General features: G+C 64.9%; 16 protein-coding genes and 1 pseudogene. 6 read left to right on the top strand and 11 right to left on the bottom strand.

Annotated features, from left to right (window positions below; translation table 11 throughout):
- Positions 1 to 25 precede the first annotated feature (25 nt).
- The 3 genes from J0I42_RS19605 to J0I42_RS19595 all read left to right on the top strand — a co-directional run bounded on the left by J0I42_RS19605 (position 26) and on the right by J0I42_RS19595 (position 3601).
- Positions 26 to 1444 carry an amidohydrolase family protein gene (locus J0I42_RS19605; protein ID WP_291657280.1) on the top strand — a complete coding sequence of 473 codons (1419 nt, stop codon included), beginning with the start codon at positions 26 to 28 and terminating at the stop codon, positions 1442 to 1444.
- Positions 1445 to 1520: 76 nt separating this feature from the next.
- Positions 1521 to 2882 (top strand): amidohydrolase family protein, encoded by a 1362-nt coding sequence (locus tag J0I42_RS19600; protein WP_291657279.1) that lies wholly within the window; start codon positions 1521 to 1523, stop codon positions 2880 to 2882.
- Entirely contained in the window at positions 2879 to 3601 is a 723-nt protein-coding gene (locus J0I42_RS19595) for an Arm DNA-binding domain-containing protein (RefSeq protein ID WP_291657278.1), read from the top strand. Before J0I42_RS19600 ends, J0I42_RS19595 begins: the two co-directional genes overlap by 4 nt.
- A gap of 135 nt (positions 3602 to 3736) precedes the next feature.
- On the opposite strand, the gene J0I42_RS24050 is transcribed toward J0I42_RS19595, so the two are convergent.
- The gene (locus J0I42_RS24050) at positions 3737 to 4042 is read right to left on the bottom strand and encodes a DUF6455 family protein (RefSeq protein ID WP_366509851.1); all 306 of its coding nucleotides are present in this window, start codon (positions 4040 to 4042) and stop codon (positions 3737 to 3739) included.
- 197 nt (positions 4043 to 4239) lie between these two features.
- Here J0I42_RS24050 and J0I42_RS19590 point away from each other — a divergent pair, with 197 nt between their 5' ends.
- The 3 genes from J0I42_RS19590 to J0I42_RS19580 all read left to right on the top strand — a co-directional run bounded on the left by J0I42_RS19590 (position 4240) and on the right by J0I42_RS19580 (position 6891).
- Positions 4240 to 5751, top strand: a complete 1512-nt coding sequence (locus J0I42_RS19590; RefSeq protein WP_291657276.1) for a PAS domain-containing sensor histidine kinase — start codon at positions 4240 to 4242, stop codon at positions 5749 to 5751.
- Positions 5741 to 6358 (top strand): response regulator FixJ, encoded by a 618-nt coding sequence (gene fixJ / locus J0I42_RS19585; protein WP_291657274.1) that lies wholly within the window; start codon positions 5741 to 5743, stop codon positions 6356 to 6358. The genes J0I42_RS19590 and fixJ overlap by 11 nt, the downstream gene beginning before the upstream one ends.
- A gap of 152 nt (positions 6359 to 6510) precedes the next feature.
- Positions 6511 to 6891, top strand: coding sequence for a response regulator transcription factor (locus J0I42_RS19580; RefSeq protein WP_291657272.1), 381 nt, complete (start codon positions 6511 to 6513; stop codon positions 6889 to 6891).
- Positions 6892 to 6910: 19 nt separating this feature from the next.
- Here J0I42_RS19580 and J0I42_RS19575 read toward each other — a convergent pair whose 3' ends face one another.
- From J0I42_RS19575 to J0I42_RS19530, 10 genes and pseudogenes are all read right to left on the bottom strand, one after another.
- Positions 6911 to 7447 carry a DUF2478 domain-containing protein gene (locus J0I42_RS19575; RefSeq protein WP_291657271.1) on the bottom strand — a complete coding sequence of 179 codons (537 nt, stop codon included), beginning with the start codon at positions 7445 to 7447 and terminating at the stop codon, positions 6911 to 6913.
- A 219-nt stretch (positions 7448 to 7666) separates the two neighbouring features.
- Positions 7667 to 8251: pseudogene (locus J0I42_RS19570) on the bottom strand (carbonic anhydrase); the annotation flags it as partial.
- On the bottom strand, positions 8244 to 8813 hold the full coding sequence (locus J0I42_RS19565) for a hemerythrin domain-containing protein (RefSeq protein ID WP_291657269.1): 570 nt from the start codon (positions 8811 to 8813) through the stop codon (positions 8244 to 8246). The pseudogene J0I42_RS19570 and the gene J0I42_RS19565, both read right to left, overlap by 8 nt.
- Positions 8791 to 9102, bottom strand: coding sequence for a hypothetical protein (locus J0I42_RS19560; protein ID WP_291657268.1), 312 nt, complete (start codon positions 9100 to 9102; stop codon positions 8791 to 8793). The genes J0I42_RS19565 and J0I42_RS19560 overlap by 23 nt, the downstream gene beginning before the upstream one ends.
- Positions 9103 to 9114: 12 nt before the next feature.
- Positions 9115 to 9948 (bottom strand): peptidylprolyl isomerase, encoded by an 834-nt coding sequence (locus tag J0I42_RS19555; RefSeq protein WP_291657267.1) that lies wholly within the window; start codon positions 9946 to 9948, stop codon positions 9115 to 9117.
- A 46-nt stretch (positions 9949 to 9994) separates the two neighbouring features.
- Positions 9995 to 10735 (bottom strand): respiratory nitrate reductase subunit gamma, encoded by a 741-nt coding sequence (gene narI / locus J0I42_RS19550; RefSeq protein WP_291657265.1) that lies wholly within the window; start codon positions 10733 to 10735, stop codon positions 9995 to 9997.
- Positions 10736 to 10747: 12 nt separating this feature from the next.
- Positions 10748 to 11485: a nitrate reductase molybdenum cofactor assembly chaperone gene (narJ, locus tag J0I42_RS19545; RefSeq protein WP_291657264.1), complete on the bottom strand. Its 738-nt coding sequence runs from the start codon at positions 11483 to 11485 to the stop codon at positions 10748 to 10750.
- 144 nt (positions 11486 to 11629) lie between these two features.
- Complete coding sequence (narH, locus tag J0I42_RS19540; protein ID WP_291657262.1) at positions 11630 to 13153, bottom strand: nitrate reductase subunit beta; 1524 nt, start codon at positions 13151 to 13153, stop codon at positions 11630 to 11632.
- 12 nt (positions 13154 to 13165) lie between these two features.
- Positions 13166 to 16921 (bottom strand): nitrate reductase subunit alpha, encoded by a 3756-nt coding sequence (locus tag J0I42_RS19535; RefSeq protein WP_291657260.1) that lies wholly within the window; start codon positions 16919 to 16921, stop codon positions 13166 to 13168.
- A 157-nt stretch (positions 16922 to 17078) separates the two neighbouring features.
- On the bottom strand, positions 17079 to 19817 hold the full coding sequence (locus J0I42_RS19530) for a nitrate/nitrite transporter (protein WP_291657259.1): 2739 nt from the start codon (positions 19815 to 19817) through the stop codon (positions 17079 to 17081).
- Between the last annotated feature and the right edge of the window lie 793 nt (positions 19818 to 20610).

Raw genomic sequence — 20610 nt, 5'->3', positions numbered from 1 at the left:
CGGTTCAGATCAACGGAACAGTGTCGTGGAAGCAAAGAGCGAAACGTTCGCCGTCAAAGGTACATGGGTCCTGGTTGTGGAGGACGGCGAGCCTGTTCTCAAGCGCGACCACTATGTGCGCATCCGCGGCAACACCATCGAGGCTGTGTCGCCAGACGCTCCGTCCGCGACCGAGACCGTCATCGAGCACGAGCAGGCGCTCATCCTGCCAGGCTTCGTCAATCTACACTCGCATTGCCTGAACGGCGCGCTGTTCCGTGGCATTCCGGACGATGCGGGCTTCGAGGAGCCCTGGCTCGCCCGCATCATCTACCAGCTTCTGCTGCCGATGGCGGAGATCACGCTGCAGACGCTGTCGCCCGAAGAGGCGCGGAGTATCGTCACTCTTGGCATGCTCGACATCATGCGCGGCGGCACGACGACATTGGTCGATCAATGGAATGTTCGCCAGGAAGTGTATTTCGACGTTGCCGAGGAGCTGGGAATCCGCGCCTATGGCGCGCCGACCATCATGTCGTCTTCCGGGGTCCAGATCGACGACAAGGGCGCCTTGAACTTCGAGTTCAAGAGCAATGAAACCGCCTTGCTCGACAATGTCGTCGCCATGCACCGCCGGCGCGACGGCTCCGCAGGCGATCGCCTCCGCGTGATGCTCGGCCCGCACGCGCCCGATACCTGCTCGCCCGAGCTCCTGCGGGCAATCCGTGAAACCGCCAACCGGATCGGCTGCCCGGTCACCATCCACCTGAGCCAGACCGAGGAAGAGGTCGAGACGGTCTTTCAGCGGCATGGCATGACACCGGTCGAGTATCTCTCGTCTGTCGGCCTTCTGGGACGCGACCTGATCGCCGCGCATTGCGTCCGCGTCACGGATCGCGATCTGGGCCTGATGGCCGAGGCCGATATTTCGGTAGCGAACTGCGTGGTCAGCTTCGCTCGGGCGGGGGTCAACGTGCCCTATTCCCGTACGGCGGGGCGCGGCATCCGCACCGGCATAGGCACCGATTCCCACGCGATGGCGCTCATCGAGGAGATGCGGATCGCCGGCTTCTTTTCCAAGCTGCATGAGGGCAGCGCCACGGCCGCCACGGCGCACGAACTCGTTCGGGCAGCGACCGCCACAGGTGCCGCTGCCTTAAGGCGGAACGATCTCGGTCGGCTGGCGCCTGGCTGCAAGGCCGATCTGCTCGTCATCGATATGGCGCGCCCTCATCTTCAGCCTGTCTGGGACCCCGTCAAGAATCTGATCTGGAAGGGGTCGGCAGCCGACATCACCGAGGTCATCGTCGATGGGAAAGTGGTCGTCAAAAACGGTCGCAGCACCCTCGTCGATGAGAAGGCGGTCATGCGTGATGCCTCCGCCGCCGCGGCCAAGGTCTGGCGGATCGCCGAGCAGCGCGGCCTTCTGAGCCGGGCACTCTGCGCCGGCGTACGGCAGGTCTAGGGACACGCTTCGTTGATCCCATCCGTAGCTGCCCGCGCCCACACGATTTCGACACGCGACTGAAGAGGAGAATACGTTGAACAGATTGATCCATGGCGCCACGCTCATCACCTGCGACGATCAGCGCAGCATGATCCATGACAGTGCCATCGCCATCAGCGGCGGCAAAATCCTGGACATTGGTGACAGCAGTGCCTTGCTCGCGAAATACGCCGGTTTCGAGCAGATTGACGGAGCCGGCAAAGTCATCACGCCCGGGCTCATCAATTCGCACACTCACCTCGTGCTGACGGTGATGCGCGGCACGATCGAGGATTATTCCGGCGAGGTGATCTACGGCTATATGGGCCCGATCACGATGGCGATGACGCCCGAGGAGCGCCAGGCCATGGTCAAGCTCGGCTGCCTGGAGGCGATCCGTTCCGGCGCCACCACCATATCGGACTCCAGCCGCTTCGTCGGGACTTACGCTGATACCGTCGTTCAGAGCGGGATGCGCGTCGTGCTGAGCGAACTAGCAGCCGATGCCGTCAATCTCGACATGGCAAAGGGCGAGTACCGCTACGACCAGGCCTGGGGCGAACAATATCTCGCCCGCACGCGGGAGCTGATCGAAAAATACCACGGTTCGGAAGGCGGGCGCGTCGAGTGCCAGGTCGCCGCGCATGCGCCGGACAACTGTTCGCCATGGATGCTGCGGCAACTGCTCGACCTCGCGGAAAAGCACGGGCTGCGCCGGAACGTCCATCTCTGCCAGTCGATGATGGAGCTTGAGCAGGTCCGCAAACTTTCGGGGGACGGCCCGGTCGAATATCTCCGCAAGAATGGCTGGCTCGATTCGAAGCTGATCGCGGCGCATTGGTCGTATTGCGACGAGGCGGACATCGCCACCCTGGCCAAGCACGGCGTGCATATGGCCCACTGCCCGGCGAATTCGTCACGGCGCGGGCCACACAGGGCCAAGGTCGGCCTGATCCACGACAGCGGCATCAACATCGCCTTCGGCACGGACAACATGACCGAGGACATGTTCCGCGCGATGCATTTCGGCATCGTCGTGCATCGCGGCAGCCACGGCGGCGGCACCACCCCCACCCCGCAGGACATCCTCGATTGCGCCACGCGCAACGGAGCATTGGCACTTGACCGGCTCGGCGACCTCGGCACGCTGGAAATTGGCAAGAAAGCCGATCTCACGATCATGAATTTCAACCATGCGCGCCTGCGCCCGATCAACAACGCCGTTTCCAGCCTGGTTCACTATGCCGATCCTGGCGCCGTTGACGGCGTGATGGTCGAAGGCAACTTCCTGATGCGCGACGGCAAGGTGCTCGTCATGGAAGAATCCTCCGTGCTGTCGGATGCGGAAGCGGCGGCGAAGGCTGCCTGGGACCGTCTCCTTGCATCGAACAAGGATCTTCCCACGCTCCGACATTGAGCTCGCCGGTCGAGCTTTCCCGACGCGTTACGGCGCGGCAGGACGGCTCGACGACATCGCTCTCAAACCATGGACGCTCGTCTGGTCGAAACTGGACGAGCGTCCTCGCCCGCAGCCTTGTCGAGGGACGACGACCCGGTTCCGGTGAAAAGTCGAAAGTCCGCCGCCACAGTGATGGCGATGGGCTGTATCTCATCGTTGACGCGAGCAGCGCCAAGCGCCGGGCGTTCATCTTCCGATGGGAAGGCGAGCTGAAGGAGATCGGCTTCGGCGGCACAAGCGCTGTGTCTCTGGCCGGTACCCGCGACAAAGCAGGCGAAGCAAGGCTCGCGCTGGGTTCCGGAGCGAACCCGATCGAAGAACGCAAGCGCCAGGAACGAGAGCGCTCCGCTGCGAAGACATTCAGCGCATTCGCCGATCCGTGGATGGAGCACATCCTCGAGGCTTCAAGCACCCCGGCAACAGGCGCAATGGACGCAGTCGATCAAGACCTGCGGCACGCCAACACGCGACAGGCGTTGCAACGATCTCGGCATAGAAGACAACCCAGGCCGCCCCAATCAAGGGACACGGACGGTCAGGACATCGACCTAGATGACGGCCACGGATCAGCTTCGCAGCAGGTCAGCACTGATTGCCGAGGTGAGGCGCTTCCGTATCGGAAACCAACCGCGAGCTCTGTGCGATCGCGTACGCTTTCTCAAAGAATTCCCGAGTAACAATAGAGATCCTAGCTGGCAATCAGCATCACTTCTGTTTCGAACAAGCGCCGCACGGCCGCGCATCTAAAGAAATCGATAGATTTTAGACCACAATTGCTGCGCCACATCGTATTCGCCCGACATGTCTAGCGGTCAAGCCTTTTTCCGATCGCGACCCACCGCGCTGACGCTGAGCAGAAAGTCAATGTTCCGACAAAAATCCGGTGCCGAAGTGGATCCACCGCTATCGAGCCAGTTGCGGCATGCGCAAGCATGAGGGCAGGACAGGCAAAGGCGTGCGGCCATGGCAAAAGCGCGGCCAGATTCTTCCTTGGCTGCTGCTCCGGGATCGGCCCCTACTCTCTCGATCATCTCGCTGAACAAACCTGCCTGACGCTGTACCCTTTTGAACCTGGGCCACCCGCGTATCGCTCCTTGCCGTTGTATCCGCGAATCCATATTGCGCTCCCTTACGAGAGGAATAGCGAAGAATACGCGCAAAAATCCTCCGTCTCCTTGACGCAAAACAAGGACAAAACGTTCCCAGTCAGAAAATTTACGTTGCGGTTTCAGATGCCGTTCGTGAACGACGCTTGGTGGCGGCTTCCGCCCAGCTCAAACGAACCGGGGATTTATGTCCGGTAGGAGAGCTTGCCTTGATCCGTGATGTTGAATCCCCGAAGGCGGCTGCGGCTCTCATCGAGGCGGTGACGGGCATCGGCCTGGTCTTCGTCGACGAGGCGGGTCGGATCGGAAGCTGGAACGCCGGCGCCGAGCAGATCACGGGATGGAGCCGCGTCGAGATTCTGGGCGGCGATCTCGCATGCCTCTTCGTTGCCGCGGATCCGGGTGTGACAGCCGCCCTGCTCGCCGCGGCGCAGGAGGCCGGCAGGACCGAGACGCAGCGCATCTGCCGGCGCCGGGACGGCGCCTCGTTCACTGCCCAACTCTCGATCACGCCGATGAAGGCGCAGCCCGGCAATCCCGGCGGATATGCGCTCGTCCTACGCGACATCTCCGAACAGCTTCAGGCCGAAGAAGCCCACACGGTCCGCGAGGCCCATCTGCGCTCGATCCTCGAAACGATCCCCGATGCCATCGTCGTGATCGACGAGGACGGCCGGATCCAGTCCTTCAGCGCGGCAGCGGCCCGGCAGTTCGGCTACGATTGCAACGAGGTGATCGGCGAGGACGTCAAGATGCTGATGCCCAGCCCCTACCGGCATCACCACGACAGTTACATCAAGCGCTATCTCGCCACCGGCGAGCGCAGGATCGTCGGTATCGGGCGGGTCGTCGTCGGCCAGCGCAAGGATGGCTCGACCTTTCCGATGGAACTCGCCGTCGGCGAGATGCATTCGGGCGGCCGGCGCTATTTCACCGGCTTCATCCGCGATCTGACGGAAAGACAGAAGACCGAAACCCGGCTGCAGGAACTGCAGTCCGAGCTCGTCCACATGTCGCGCTTCACCGCGCTGGGCGAGATGGCGTCAACGCTGGCCCATGAGATCAACCAGCCGCTGACGGCTATCGCGAACTATCTGAAAGGGTGTCGCCGGATTCTCCAACGCATGGAGGGCGGAACCGCCCGCCTTCTGGAGGACGGCGTCGCGAAAGCGGCCGATCAGGCCCTGCGAGCCGGCCAGGTCATCCGACATCTGCGTGAATTCGTGCAGCGGGGCGAAAGCGAGCGCCGGATCGAACCTCTCGCCAAGCTCATCGAGGAGGCCAGCGCGCTGGCCATGGTCGGCGCCCGGGAGAGAGGGGTGCACATCGCCTATCTCCTCGACCCCGGCGCCATCTTCACGCTCGCGGACCGCATCCAGATCCAGCAGGTGCTGCTTAACCTCATCCGCAACGCGATCGAGGCGATGGATGGCCAGGAACGGCGCGAACTGATCGTCGAGACCCGCCGCGTCAGCGAGGAGATGCTGGAGATCTCGGTCCGCGATACCGGCACCGGCCTGGTCCCCGAAATCATCGACCAACTCTTCCAGCCTTTCGTCACGACCAAGCAGCATGGCATGGGCGTCGGGCTCTCGATCTGCCGCACCATCGTCGAGGCTCATGGCGGAAAAATCTGGGCCGAGTCGGAGCAGGGACGCGGAACCTGCTTCACCTTTTCACTGCGCGCAGTCGATCCGGAGGAGCTGGCTCATGCAGGGTGATGCCATCGTCCATATTGTCGATGATGATCTGGCTGTCCGGCAGTCGCTCTCTTTCCTGCTGGCTTCCGACGGTTTTCCGGTCAGGCTGCACGAATCCGCCAGCCAGTTTCTCGACAACGTCAGGGAATCGCCGACGGGCTGCATCATCACCGATGTGCGCATGCCGGGCATCGACGGCATCGAATTCCTCCGCGGCCTTGCCAGGCGCGGCTTCAGCCTTCCCGTGATCGTGATGACCGGCCATGCGGATGTGTCGCTCGCCGTCGAGGCGATGAAGGAGGGAGCGGTCGACTTCATCGAGAAGCCCTTCGACGACGAACTGCTGCTCGCCGCCGTGCGCTCTGCCCTCGACCGGCATCAGCGCAAGACGCAGCGCGAGGCGCAGGGCATCGACATCCTGGTGCGCCTGAAATCGCTGAGCGAGCGCGAGAAGCAGGTGCTCGACCGTCTCGTCGAAGGCAAGGCCAACAAGGTGATCGCGCACGAGCTGGGCATCAGCCCCCGGACGGTCGAGATCTACCGGGCCAATGTCATGACCAAGATGCGGGCTGCAAGCCTGCCTGAGCTCGTTCGTTTCGCCTTGCTGGTCGGTGACGGCGCCCCCTGAGATCGCAGCGCGCTGTCGGGAACGGCCCGCGTAAGGTGTATTCCTGACTTGGATGACGCGGTCGGCCGCCGCAGACTGCCGGCATGCAATCCCGGCGCAATCCGAGCCGCGGATCGCCGGAGCGGGGCACGTCGATGTCTCCCGAAGGATGCGTGATCATCGTCGACGACGACGATGCCGTCCGGCAGTCGCTGATGTTTTCCCTCGCGCTCGAAGGCTTCCAGGTCCGGGCCTTTCGCAACGGCGAGGAACTGCTCGCGGAACGGGAGCTGCCCGCGAGAGCCTGCCTGGTCATCGACTACTGCATGCCTTCGCTCGACGGGCTGTCGCTGGTCGACCGCCTGCGGCAGAGCGCCATCGCGCTGCCCGCCATTCTGATCACGGCGAAGGCCACCGCCGAGATTCGTCGGCGGGCGGCGCTGTGCGGCTGCCGGGCGGTGCTGGAAAAGCCGCTGGAGGACAATTCGCTGGCGGACTGCATCAGGGACGTCCTGACGTGCGGCGGCGCCGAGGAACTGCACAGGCCAGGATGAGGCGAGGTCGCCCCGGATCTCAGGCCTCGACCTCTGCGACCGCCCTGTGGCACCAGTCCGCGATCTCGCCGGCATCGAGCGGCAGCGTGGCGAAGGTCTCGCCCGCGAAAGCCCGCCATTGCCGCAGATACTGGCGGTTGATGGCGATGACGATCGGGATGCCCGCAGCAACCGCCGGGGCGATCTCCTCGCGCAGACCCCGCCCCTCGCCTTCGTGCCTGCCGAAGCGGTTGACGAACAGCACATCCGGACGCGCCTCGATAGCCTCGCGCAGCCAGCCGGCAGCGACGGTCAGGCCCGCCGTGTCGAGCCGGCAACCGCGCGCCTGCGAGCCGCGATCCTCGAAGATGCAGACCTGCCTCTGCATGCCGATATCGTCGAGATAGAGCGTCGCGCAGGCTTTGCCGCAGCCGGGCTCGCCATGCTGCAGCAGGCCGCGCGGCTTCAGGCCGCCGGCCTCGAGGCGCGCGACCGCCAGAGCGATGACCTGGTCCGGCGTCTCCTCGCGCGCATGCACGAGAACCAAGATGCCGCTTTCCCCGGGGCGGGTATCCATGGTGGACCTCCTGTCATCCTTGTCTCGCGAGGCGGCGCGCGCTGCGTTTCACGGCGCGCCCTCGCCGCGCAGGCCGCCCGCAGCGTCGCAGCCGCAGGTCGCCTTGCCGCTGAGCAGGCGCAGCGCACTGGCATGGATATGCTCCGACCAGTCATCGACGGGTGCCGGGTCGAGCAGCGCCTGCTCGGGCTGCGCCTTGTCGGGACCGTCGCGGCTGACGCCGAGATCGCGCACCAGCCCATCCTTCAGCCCGTAGATCCAGCCATGGATGCGCAGGGTGCGCCCCGTGGCCCAGGCCGCCCGCACGATCGGCGTATGAGCGACGCGCTCCACCTGCGCCTCGACATTGAGTTCGCAGAGCAGGTTGAGCCGGGCCTCGTAGCTGGCACCGGCATCGAAGCGCGCCTGTTCGCGTTCGTAGACCTCGACGACCGGTGCGAGCCAATGGTCGACCAGCGCCCCGGTCTGCCGCGCCAGCGCCCGGCGCACACCGCCGCAGCCGTAATGGCCGCAGACGATGATATCCTCCACTCCCAGCGCCTCGACCGCGAACTCGATCACCGACAGCAGGTTGAGGTCGCCGGTATGCATGACGTTCGCGATATTGCGATGGACGAAGAGCTCGCCCGGATCGAGCCCGACGATCTCATTGGCCGGCACGCGCGAATCCGAGCAGCCGATCCACAGGAACCGCGGCTCCTGCAGGGCGGAAAGACGGCGGAAGTAGCCGGGTTCCTGGCGCGTCTTGGCGATCGCCCAGTCGACATTGCGGTCGAACAGCGCCTGGATCGAAACCTCAGCCATGGCCGCGCCCGCTGAGCACGATGCCGCGCCGGGCCGCCATGCGCCGGGCCAGCCCGTCGCGGTCTCCCGCCGTCAGCAGCAGCTCCGCCAGCGGAATCAGCACAGCGTTCTCCACCGTGAGATGGCGGCGCTGGCGGCGCGAGAAGCTGGCGAGGGCTGCGCGGAAACCGGCCTCGTCCCACTCCGCCGTTCCCCGCGCCCGCAGTCCGCCCGCGATGATCCCGGCGAGCCGGTCATCCTCGGCATGTTCCCGAGAGAGCAGTCCGAGCAGCCGCTCCGCGCCGTCGCGCGGCTTGGCGCGCCGGCGGATCAGCGGAAACAGATCCTCCTCCTCGTCGATGACGTGCAGCGGTAGCTCATGCTCGATGCAGTGCAGGATGGCGTTGGCGGGAATGGTCGCGGAGCCGGGTGCTTCGGCGATGCCGTCGAGCAGCCGGCACAGATCGCGCAGGCGATGGTGCTCGGCGACGATGAACTCGAGCGGGCGCGCCAGCAGCTCGCTGCGGACCGGTGCCAGTGCGTCGGTCCCGGCGGAAAGCTCAGTGACCGTGGCCGCAGGCATGAACCGCTTCCTTCGGCGGACGAAGGGCAAAGTGCAGGATGTTGCGCAGGCAGGCCTGGCCGGGATCGGTGGTCCGGCCCATGACGCCGATCAGGGAGACCCAATCCTCGTCGGAAGCCTGGTTGGAGAAGAGGTTGACGGCACGGGCGGCGAAGCCGCCGGCCGTGAGCCCTTCGGCCGCGGCAGCCGTCTCGACCTGGGTCAACAGCACGAGATCGCCCAGCCCTACCAGCGTCTGCATCGCGATGGCTTCGTCGTCCAGGCGGGAGATGATGTCTCCGAGCAGCATGGCAACCGCCTTTCAGTGGACGTTGAGCTTGCCCGGCGACGGCACGTCGATGCCCTCGATCCGGGCACTGCCGAGCAGCCGCGCGACATATTGCGCCTGCGCCCGCTGCAGCACCGCCTCGCCGAGATAGGCCGCGATCCGCTCCCGCACGAGCTCGAAAGGCATCAGACGGCCCGCGATAGCCCTGTCGAGGCGGATGATGTGAAAGCCGTAGGGCGTCTCCACCGGCTCGCGGCCGATCGTGCCCGGCTCCATCGCCGCCAGGGCCTTTTCGAACAGCGGCGTCGTCTGGCCGCGGCCGATCTGGCCGAGGTTGCCGCCGAGCTCGGCCGAGGGACAGGCAGAATGCCGGCGCGCCAGCTCGGCGAAGCGGCCAGGCGCCGCCGCCAGCTCGGCGATGACGGCGCCGGCCTGCTGCCGCGCGCGCTCATAGCCCTCGGCATCGTCCTCCTGCGCCGCGAACAGGATATGCGACGCCTCGTAGAGATCGAAGCTGCGAAAGCGCCCGGCATTGCGCTCGTAATAGCGCAGGCACTCCTCCTCCGTCGGCTCGGGTACGCTGATGTCCCGCTCGACCAGGGCGCGCATCCGCGCCTCGTCCTCGGTCTCGCGCCGGCCTTCCCCATCCGTCAAAGGCTCGGCCTCGATACCGCGTCGGACGACCTCTTGGCTCAGGGCCTCGCGGATGACCAGCGCCAGGGCCGCGGCCTTCCAGGCGGCGGCAGGTGACGAGGCTGGATGGTTCTGGACCTCGCGCGAGATCATCGCCCGCGAGATCACGGCTCCGTTGACCTTGATCGGAGCTTTCGGGGCTGCGGTAACCGGCTGGGCCGAGCAGGACGACATGGCGGATATCCCGGGATGGGTTGCGGGCCGATGCGGATTCGCTCGTTCAGCGGCGGGTTGCGCGGACCGGAGCGGGAACGGCGCCCTGGCCGGCAATAGGTCGCTTCTTGGTGCGCACTATCTGGTAGCCCGTCCGGCCGAGATACCAGACCGGTGCCGACCAGATGTGGACCAGGCGGGTGAACGGGAAGACGAGGAAGATCGTCATGCCCAGCAGGAGATGCGCCTTGAAGATCGGGTGCACGTCGGCGACATAGGCCGAGGCGCCCGGCTGCAGGGTGAGCGTCCCCTGGGCCCAGTTCATGAACTTGACCATCTCATGCCCGTCCATATGGCCGAGCGATAGCGGAATGGTGAGAAGGCCGAGGATGAGCTGGACATAGAGCATCAGCAGCACCGCGATGTCCGAGAAGGACGAGGTCTTGCGGATCCGCGGATCGAACAGGCGGCGGTGGAGCAGCAGGCTCAGACCGAGGAAGCACATCACGCCTGCCAGCCCGCCGGCGACGATCGCCAGCCCCTGTTTGAAACCGTGCGAGATGCCCAGCGCATCGAAGATGGCGATCGGGGTCAGGAGCCCGCCGGCATGGCCGAGGAAGATCACGAGCACGCCGACATGGAACAGGACGGAGCCGGCGACGAGCTGCCTGCGGCGCAGAAGCTGGCTCGAATCCGCTTTCCAGCTGTATTGCTCACGCTCGAAACGCACCAGCGATCCGAGCAGGAAGACGGTCAGGGCGAAATAGGGATACCAGCCGAACAGGATATGGTTGAGCGTCGTGTTCATGACGGCTGCTCCTCAATCGCGGGGTGACGCATAGGTGAAGCGGGTCTTGGGCCGCCGCACGGTGGCGGCGCCGAGCCCCGGGGCCGGCCGCTTGGCCTGGCGCAGCTTGGCGGCGAGGTTATCGACGCCGCAATCGGCGCCGGCACCGGGGCCGAAGCGAACCTCTTCCTCCTCCCAGGCGGCGTCCAGCGCAGCCAGGTCGGCCGGATCCTGTTCCGTCTCGGGCACGATCACCTCGAATACCTCAGGCGCGGGCTTCGTCGCCGCGAGCGCGACCAGGGCTTCGAAGACGACGGCATAGGGCGATTCCCGCTTGCGCAGCCGCTCGCCGAGCACCGTCATGACATGGGCCGGATCGGCCAGCACCGCCCTCGCCTCCTGCGTCGGCAGCAGGGAGCAGTATTCGAGGAAGAGCGGCACGAAATCCGGCAGTTCCGTGCCCTCGATGACGAAGCCGGCAGCCTCGTAGACGCTCTTCAGGTCGACCATGGCCTGGCCGCGATCGCGGCTTTCGCCATGGACATGCTCGAACAGATGCAACGAGAGCGAGCGCGTCCGGTCGAAGAGCATGACATAGCGCTCCTGCGCATCGTAGACGTCCGTCTCCTCCAGCATGCGCAGCAGCGGCTCCAGCGACTCCGGATCGACGACGCCCTCTTCCGCAAGCACGGAGCGGATCTCCGGAATCGCGGCCATCAGATCCTGGCCCGGATAGTTCAGCAGGGCGGAGAAGGCCTTGAGGGTTTTCATCTGGTGTCTCCGGCTTCTCGGCCGCCGAGCGCCGCTCGAACGTTACCGGCTTGCGAAAGGCGCGACATTGAGCTGCGACAAACGGGTTTCGGGCGAAATCCGCAGCCCGCCTCGAAGGCGGACTGCGAGGGCCAGCAGATTGCGTCAGGCGACTTCCATCGGTGTCTTGGCCGGCTTGGGAGAGCCGAACAGGTTGGTGCCGCTCGTGCCACCCGAGCAGCCATTTCCGAAGGAGAAGCCGCAGGAGCCACGCAGATCATAGGCGTCCTCGATCCCCATCTCGCGATGGTTGGTCGGGATCACGAAGCGATCCTCGTAATTCGCGATCGCCATGATCCGGTACATGTCCTCGACCTGCGCGCCGGACAGGCCGACGTCCCGCGCCAGCTTTTCGTCGATCACGCCGTCGATGGTCTTGGCCCGCATGTAGGCCCGCATCGCGAGCATCCGCTCCAGCCCGGTGACGATCGGCTGTTCCTTGCCCGCGGTCAGCAGGTTGGCGAGGTACTTGACCGGGATTCGCAGGCTCTTGACGTCCGGCATCTCGCCGTCGATCCCGATCTTGCCAGCCGACGCCGCCGAGGTGATCGGCGAGAGCGGCGGCACGTACCAGACCATCGGCAGCGTCCGGTATTCGGGATGAAGCGGGAAGGCGATCTTCCACTCGATCGCCATCTTGTAGACCGGCGAGCGCCTGGCGGCTTCCAGCCAGGCTTCGGGCACGCCCTCGCGACGGGCCGCCTCGATCACCGCCGGATCGCGCGGGTCGAGGAAGATACCAAGCTGCTCGTCGTAGAGGTCCTGCTCGTTCTCGGTCGAGGCGGCAGCCTCGATCCGGTCGGCGTCGTAGAGGATCACGCCGAGATAGCGGATGCGGCCGACGCAGGTCTCCGAACACACAGTCGGCATACCCGCCTCGAGGCGAGGATAGCAGAGCGTGCACTTCTCCGACTTACCGGAAGACCAGTTGTAGTAGATCTTCTTGTAGGGGCAGGCCGAGACGCACATGCGCCAGCCGCGGCACTTGTCCTGATCGATCAGGACGACGCCGTCCTCCTCGCGCTTGTAGATCGCACCCGAGGGGCAGGCCGAGACGCAGGCCGGGTTGAGGCAGTGCTCGCACAGCCTCGGCAGATACATCATGAAGGTGTTTTCGAACTGGCCGTAGATCTCCTCCTCGACGCCCTCGAAGTTCTTGTCGAGCTTGCGCTTCGAGAACTCGCCGCCGAGGATCTCCTCCCAGTTCGGGCCCCACTCGATCTTCTCCATCCGCTCGCCGGTGATCTTCGAGCGCGGGCGGGCGGTGGGGAAGGTCTGAAGCTCGGGCGCCTTCTGCAGGTGCCCGTAGTCGAAGTCGAACGGCTCGTAATAGTCGTCGATCTCCGGCAGGTCGGGATTGGCGAATATCTTCGCCAGGACCCGCCATTTCGAGCCGATCCGCGGCTCGATCCGGCCATCCTTGCGGCGGCGCCAACCGCCGTTCCACTTGTCCTGGTTCTCCCATTGCTTGGGATAGCCGATGCCTGGCTTGGTCTCGACGTTGTTGAACCACGCGTATTCCATGCCCTCGCGATTGGTCCAGACGTTCTTGCAGGTCACCGAGCAGGTGTGGCAGCCGATGCACTTGTCGAGGTTCAGCACCATCGCGATCTGAGCGCGGACTTTCATGTCGATATCCTCTTACTCGGCGGCGTGGAGCTTGGGGCCGCGCCGGGCGCTGCCTTCGTCGAAGGGGCCTTCCAGCCAGTCGACCGAACTCATCTTGCGGATGACGACGAACTCGTCGCGGTTCGAACCTACGGTTCCGTAGTAGTTGAAGCCGTAGGAGAGCTGCGCGTAGCCGCCGATCATGTGGGTCGGCTTCAGGACGGCGCGGGTGACCGAGTTATGGATGCCGCCGCGCTGCCCTGTGATGCCGGAGCCGGGCGTGTTCACGATCTTCTCCTGCGCATGGTACATCATGCACATGCCGTCCTTGACGCGCTGGGAGACCACCGCCCGTGCCGAGATGGCGCCATTGACGTTGAAAACGTCGATCCAGTCGTTGTCGACGATGCCGGCCTTTGCCGCATCCCGCTCCGAAATCCAGACCACCGGCCCGCCGCGATTGAGCGTGAGCATCAACAGGTTGTCGGAATAGGTGGAGTGGATGCCCCATTTCTGGTGCGGCGTGATGAAGTTCAGCACGATTTCCGGGTTGCCGTTGGCGACCTTGCCCTGAACCGGCGCGATCGTCTTGAGATCGACCGGCGGACGGTAGACGCAGAAGCCCTCGCCGAAGGCCCGCATCCAGAGATGGTCCTGGTAGAGCTGCTGACGCCCGGTCAGCGTCCGCCACGGGATCAGCTCGTGGACGTTGGTGTAGCAGGCGTTGTAGCAGACCTTCTCCGACTCCAGCCCCGACCAGATCGGCGAGGAGATGATCTTGCGCGGCTGCGCGACCACGTCGCGGAAGCGGATCTTCTCGTCCTCCTTCGGCAGGGCGAGATGCTCATGCTCGCGGCCGGTCGCCTTGCCGAGGCTTTCCCAGGCCTTGACCGCGACTTCGCCATTGGTCTCGGGCGCCAGCATCAGCAGGACCTCGCAGGCGTCGATCGCGGTGTCGATCCGCGCCAGCCCCTTGGTCGGCCCCTCCTCGGAGACGACGCCATTGAGCTCTTTGAGCAGCTCGACTTCGTGCTCGGTGTTCCAGGCCATGCCCTTGCCGCCGTTGCCGATTTTGGACATCAGCGGGCCGAGAGAGGTGAAACGCTTGTAGAGATTGGGATAGTCGCGCTCGACGACCGTCACCGACGGCATCGTCTTGCCGGGAACGGGATCGACCTCGCCCTTCTTCCAATCCTTGACGTCGAAGGGCTGGGCGATCTCGGCCGGCGTGTCGTGCATGATCGGGCTCAGCACCACGTCCTGCTCGACGCCGAGCACCTCGGGCGCCACCTTCGAGAAGCTGGCGGCGATGCCCTTGTAGATCTCCCAATCCGAGCGCGACTCCCAGACCGGGTCCACCGCCGCCGTCAGCGGATGGATAAAGGGATGCATGTCGGAGGTGTTGAGATCGTCCTTCTCGTACCAGGTCGCGGTCGGCAGCACGATGTCGGAGTAGACGCAGGTGGTGGACATGCGGAAGTCGAGCGTGACCAGCAGGTCGAGCTTCCCTTCCGGCGCCTCGTCGTGCCAGACGACCTCGCGTGCCTTCTGGCGGCCCTGCTCGCCGAGATCCTTGCCAAGCACGCCGTGGCTCGTCCCGAGCAGGTGCTTGAGGAAGTACTCGTGCCCCTTGCCGGATGAGCCCAGCAGGTTCGAGCGCCAGACGAAGAGGTTGCGCGGCCAGTTCTTCGGATTGTCAGGGTCCTCGCAAGACATGCGCAGCTCGCCCGATTGCAGGCTCTTCGCGACATAGTCCTTCGGCTCCAGCCCGGCGGCCTTGGCCTTGGCGGCAAGGCCGAGCGGGTTCTGCTCGAGCTGCGGCGCCGAGGGCAGCCAGCCCATCCGCTCCGCCCGGATGTTGTAGTCGATGATGGCGCCGTCCCACGGGCCAGCCGGCGCCGTCGGCGAGAGGATCTCCTTCACGTCCAGCGTCTCGTAACGCCACTGGTCCGTATGGGCATAGAAGCAGGAGGTCGAGTTCTGCTGCCGGCTCGGCCGGCCCCAGTCGAGCGCGAAGGCGAGCGGGGCCCAGCCCGATTGCGGCCTGAGCTTCTCCTGGCCCACATAATGCGACCAGCCGCCCCCCGATTGACCGACGCAGCCACACATGACCAGCATGTTGATGGCGCCACGGTAGTTCATGTCCATGTGGTACCAATGGTTCATCGCCGCGCCGATGATGATCATCGAGCGGCCATTGGTCTTTTCGGCGTTGCGGGCGAATTCGCGGGCGACCGTGATGATCTGGTCGCGCGGCACGCCGGTGATCTTCTCGGCCCAGGCCGGAGTATAGGGCACGTCCTCGTCATAGGACTTGGCCACGTTGTCGCCGCCGAAGCGGTCGACGCCGTAATTGGCGAGGAACAGGTCGTAGACGGTGGCGACCAGCGCCTCGCCTTCCGCGAGTTGCAGCTTCTTCACCGGGACGCGGCGTTCAAGCACGCTCGCATGATCCGTACCGGTGAAGTGGTCGTGTTCGATATTGCCGAAATAAGGGAAGGCCACGTTCTCGAAGCCGTCGGCGACATCGTAGAGCGAGAGACGCAGATCGACGGGCGCGCCGTCCGAACGCTTGGCCTCGAGGTTCCACTTGCCCTTCTCGCCCCAGCGGAAACCGACGGAGCCGAGCGGCGCCACGAGCTCGCCGCTCGCGGCATCGAAGGACAGCGTCTTCCACTCAGGATTGTTGGCCTCGCCCAGGCCGCCGTCGAGATCGCTCGCGCGCAGGAAGCGTTCCGGCACCAGCCGGCCGTCCTGCTCCACCAGCCGGACCAACATCGGCATGTCGGTGTAGCGCTTGGCGTAGTCGGTGAAATAGGGGACCTGCCGGTCGACATGGAACTCGCGCAGGATGACATGGCCCATCGCCATGCCGAGGGCGGCATCCGTGCCCTGCTTCACCGAGACCCAGAGATCGGCGAATTTCGAGGCTTCCGAATAGTCGGGGCAGATCACGACGCTCTTGGCGCCGCGATAGCGCGCCTCCGTGTAGAAATGGGCGTCGGGCGTGCGGGTCTGGGGCACGTTCGAGCCCCAGAGGATCAGGAAGCCGGAATTGTACCAGTCGGCCGATTCCGGCACGTCCGTCTGCTCGCCCCAGGTCTGGGGGGAAGCGGGCGGCAGGTCGCAATACCAGTCGTAGAACGACATGCAGACGCCGCCGAGCAGCGAGAGGTAGCGCGCGCCGGCTGCGTAGGAGACCATCGACATCGCCGGGATCGGCGAGAAGCCGAAGACACGGTCGGGACCGTAGGTCTTCGTCGTATACGCGTTGGCCGCCCCGATTATCTCGTTGACTTCGTCCCAGCTCGCCCGCACGAGGCCGCCATGCCCACGCCTGGTGGTGTAGGCGGCGCGCTTCTGCGGGTTCTCGACGATGGAGGCCCAGGCCGCGACCGGCGTCATCAGCACACGCGCCTCGCGCCAGAGCTTGAGCAGCCGCGAACGGACCAGCGGATACTTCACCCTGTTGGCCGAGTAGAGATACCAGGAATAGGAGGCGCCACGGGCGCAGCCACGCGGTTCATGGTTGGGCAGTTCGGGACGGGTGCGCGGATAGTCGGTCTGCTGCGTTTCCCAGGTGACGATACCGCCCTTGACATAGACCTTCCACGAGCAGGAGCCGGTGCAGTTCACGCCATGGGTCGAGCGCACGATCTTGTCGTGCTGCCAGCGCTTCCGGTAGCCGTCCTCCCAGCGCCGGTCCTCGTTGGTGGTGATGCCATGGCCGTCCGAGAAATCGTCGACCACCCGGTTGAAGAAGGTCAGTCGGTCGAGAAAGTGGCTCATCTCAAGTCCTTTCGGCTTCAGGCGCGAAGCCGTCCTCTGGAGCGAGGGAACGCTGGCGCCGGTGGTAGCCGCGTGGGGCGCCAGGGCCCATTTAGAATTGTTCCTAAGTAGTTTTGCGGAGGCCCGCGCCGGGTGGCGGCCCGGGCCTGCGCATGGTTCAGGCGGCAGGCTGGGCTGCGATCGAGCCGGCGGTGCGGCCGCGCTCTACATCCCAGAGCAGGCCGCCGCGGCGCGTGTAGACCGCCCAGGTCAGGAGCACGCAGGTGACGTAGAAGCCGAGGAAACCGTAGAGCGCCGCCTCGATGCCGCCGGTGAGCGCGAGCGAGGAGCCGTAGGCCTTGGGGATGAAGAAGGCGCCATAGGCCGCGACCGCCGAGGTGAAGCCGATGATCGCCGCGGATTCCTTCTCGGCCTGCTTCACCTGCTCGCCGGGGGCGAGCTGCGGCTCGAGCCGCGGGATCTCCTTGCGCATGATCGCAGGGATCATCTGGAAGGTCGAAGCGTTGCCGACGCCGGTCGCGAAAAACAGCACCAGAAAGCTCGAGAAGAACACGGGGAAGCTGTGCTGCGCCAGGCCGAAAAGCACGCCGCCGACACCGGCCATCATCAGGACGAAGACCCACAGCGTCACTCGCCCGCCGCCGAAGCGATCGGCTACCCAGCCGGTGAAGGAGCGCGAGAGCGCACCAACCAGCGGGCCGAGGAAGGCGAGCTGCAGGGCGTTGACCTCCGGGAACTGCGTCTTCGCGACCAGCGGGAAGGCCGCCGAATAGCCGATGAAGGAGCCGAAGGTGCCGGTATAGAGCCAGCACATCGCCCAGTTGTGCCGGCGCCGGAAGATCACCGCCTGCTCCGCGAAGGAGGCCTTCATCGAGGCGATATCGTTCATGCCGAACCAGGCGGCGAAGGCCGATGCGGCGATGAACGGCACCCAGATGAAGCCGGCGTTCTGCAGCCAGAGTTGGCTCGTCCTGCCCGCCTCGGTCGAGAGCTGCGGCTCGCCGCCGAGCGCGCCGAACACACCGGCGGTGATGACCAGCGGGATCACGAACTGGACCACGCTGACGCCAAGATTGCCGAGCCCGGCATTGAGCGCGAGCGCATTGCCCTTTTCGGACTTCGGGAAGAAGAACGAGATGTTGGCCATGGAGGAGGCGAAGTTGCCGCCGCCCAGGCCGCAAAGCAGCGCGAGTCCGAGAAAGACGACATAGGGCGTGTGCAGATCGCGCACGGCGTAGCCGATACCCACAGCCGGCAGCATCAACGACCAGGTCGCGACCGTTGTCCACAGCCGCCCGCCAAAGATCGGCGGCATGAAGGCGTAGAATACGCGCAGCGTCGCACCCGACAGGCCCGGCAGGGCCGCCAGCCAGAAGAGCTGGTCGGTGGTGAACTTGAAGCCCACCGTCGGCAGCTTCGCCACGACGACTGACCACACCATCCAGACCGCGAAGGAGAGCAGCAGGCTGGGAATCGAGATGTAGAGGTTGCGGCGGGCGATGGCGCGTCCTCTCTGCGCCCAGAACTGCGGGTCTTCCGGGCGCCAATCCTGCAGCGTCTTGCCGGTCAGCGCGCCGAGGAGCTCCGGCGAATGGATCGGCTGCATCTCGGGCAACTGAGGCAGCTTGGCCAATTCCTTGCCGGCGACGCCTTCCTCCATCGTGCGGACGGCCATATGCATCCAGACGAGAGAGACCGTCACGATCAGGAAGAGCAGCATGAAGCAGCTCGTCCAGATTCCGGTCAGGTCGTTGAGCACGCCGAAGGCGATCGGGAGCACGAAGCCGCCAAGGCCACCGATCATGCCGACGAGGCCGCCGACGGCGCCGACATTCTGCGGATAATAGACCGGAATGTGCTTGAATACGGCCGCCTTGCCGAGACTCATGAAGAAGCCGAGCACAAAGACGAGGCCAATGAAGACCGGCAGGCTGACCTCGGTGTGGAAGGCGATCGGTCCGGAGATGCCTTTCACCACATAGTCCGTCGGCGGGTAGCTCAGGAGGAAGGTGCAGCCGATCGAAACCAGGAAGGTCCAGTACATGACGCGCCTTGCGCCGTACTTGTCCGAGAGATGGCCGCCATAGGCGCGGAAAATCGAGGCCGGGACCGAATAGAAGGCGGCGATCATGCCGGCAGCCTTGATGTCGAGCCCGTAGACGCCGATCAGATATTGCGGCAGCCACAGCGACAGCGCGACGAAAGCGCCGAAGACGAAGAAGTAGTAGAGCGAGAACCGCCAGACCTGGACGTTCTTGAGCGGTTCGAGTTCGAGCCAGGCGCTCTTCGGCCGCACGCCGGTGCGCCGCCGCTCGACGATGACGGGATCGTCTGCGGTTCCCAACCAGAACAGCACGGCCATGACGACGAGGCCCGCCGCCCAGATCTGCGCCACGCTCTGCCAGCCATAGGCAACGAGCACGAAGGGCGCGACGAACTTGGTCACGGCCGCTCCGACATTGCCCGCCCCGAAGATGCCCAGCGCCGTCCCCTGCTTGCCGGCGGGATACCAGCGCGAAACATAGGCGACGCCGACCGCGAAGGAACCGCCGGCGATGCCGACGCCAAGGGCGGCCAGCAGCATCTGCGGGTAGGTCTGGGCATAGGACAGCAGAAAGGTCGCGCCCGCGCCTGCGAGCATCACCAGCGAGAAGATCCGCCGCCCGCCATAGTAGTCGGTCCAGATGCCCAGCACGACGCGGATGAGCGAACCCGTCAGGATCGGCGTTCCGACGAGAAGGCCGAACTGAGTCTCGCTCAGCCCGAGTTCCTGTTTGATCCGGATGCCGATAATCGAGAAGATCGTCCAGACCGCGAAGCAGGTAGTGAAGGAAATGGTCGAGAGCCAGAGCGCTCGCCCCTGTTCGCCTGGGGATATGACTGCCTGACGTTCCATGGTTGCGGCCTCAATCGGCAGAAGTGCCATCAACCGCGAACCAAACCCGAAACTGCAACAACGTGAGTTGAGGCAGATCAACAATTTGGACCCTTAGCCAGAAAACCGTGTTCGTACTTAGGGAATTCTACGGAGTTCGTAGCAACTGGATCAATTCCGCCCTTGAAAAACTTGGCATGACGCCCGCGATGGCTCGTCGCCACAAGCCGGTTTTTCTTTCCCAACCAACGGAGGCATCATCAACCGCCAGAAGGAGCTCGATCTGCAACACGCCCTGCGGCGTCGATACGCGTTGAGTTGCGACGATCACCCAAAAGCAGCGCCGGCCGGCTCTCTCTGGACCGAAGTGTGACAGAGCGATCTCACCTTTGCCGAGGCAGACGAGCGGCTCGGCGCCGGCCCGACCCTGTTCGACAATCTGAAGGAGCGCTTCGCGACGCTGCCCGGCGAGCAGAAGGCGAGCCCGCGCGAGGCTAAACTCAGGGCCTCGTCACGTCACAGAAACCGTGTCGACTCTGCTGAAGACGGACAATTCGCGCAATGCTTGCGACCGCGCAAAGTCTCTGGCGCTGCCGGCGAGTACTGAACCCGATCGCGGCGGCAGGATGTCGCCATGAGGAACGCGCCAGATGTCAGCTTTGGAACGATTGCGTTGAAAAAGTCGGCTGTGGGTCGGCTGCTGATTGAGGCTGAACGGATCGCTGAGAGTGCGTGCGCCCTTATGCCGCCAGGGACGGTGCTCCGGCCGGCATCAGCTTCGCCATTTTCCTGAGGTTCTGGGCGGTGGCTGCGA

It is taken from the genome of Allobosea sp. (assembly GCF_017308015.1).
GTDB lineage: Bacteria > Pseudomonadota > Alphaproteobacteria > Rhizobiales > Beijerinckiaceae > Allobosea.
The sequence above is the reverse complement of the archived record's forward strand: the minus strand, read 5'-3'. Positions and strand labels throughout refer to the sequence as shown.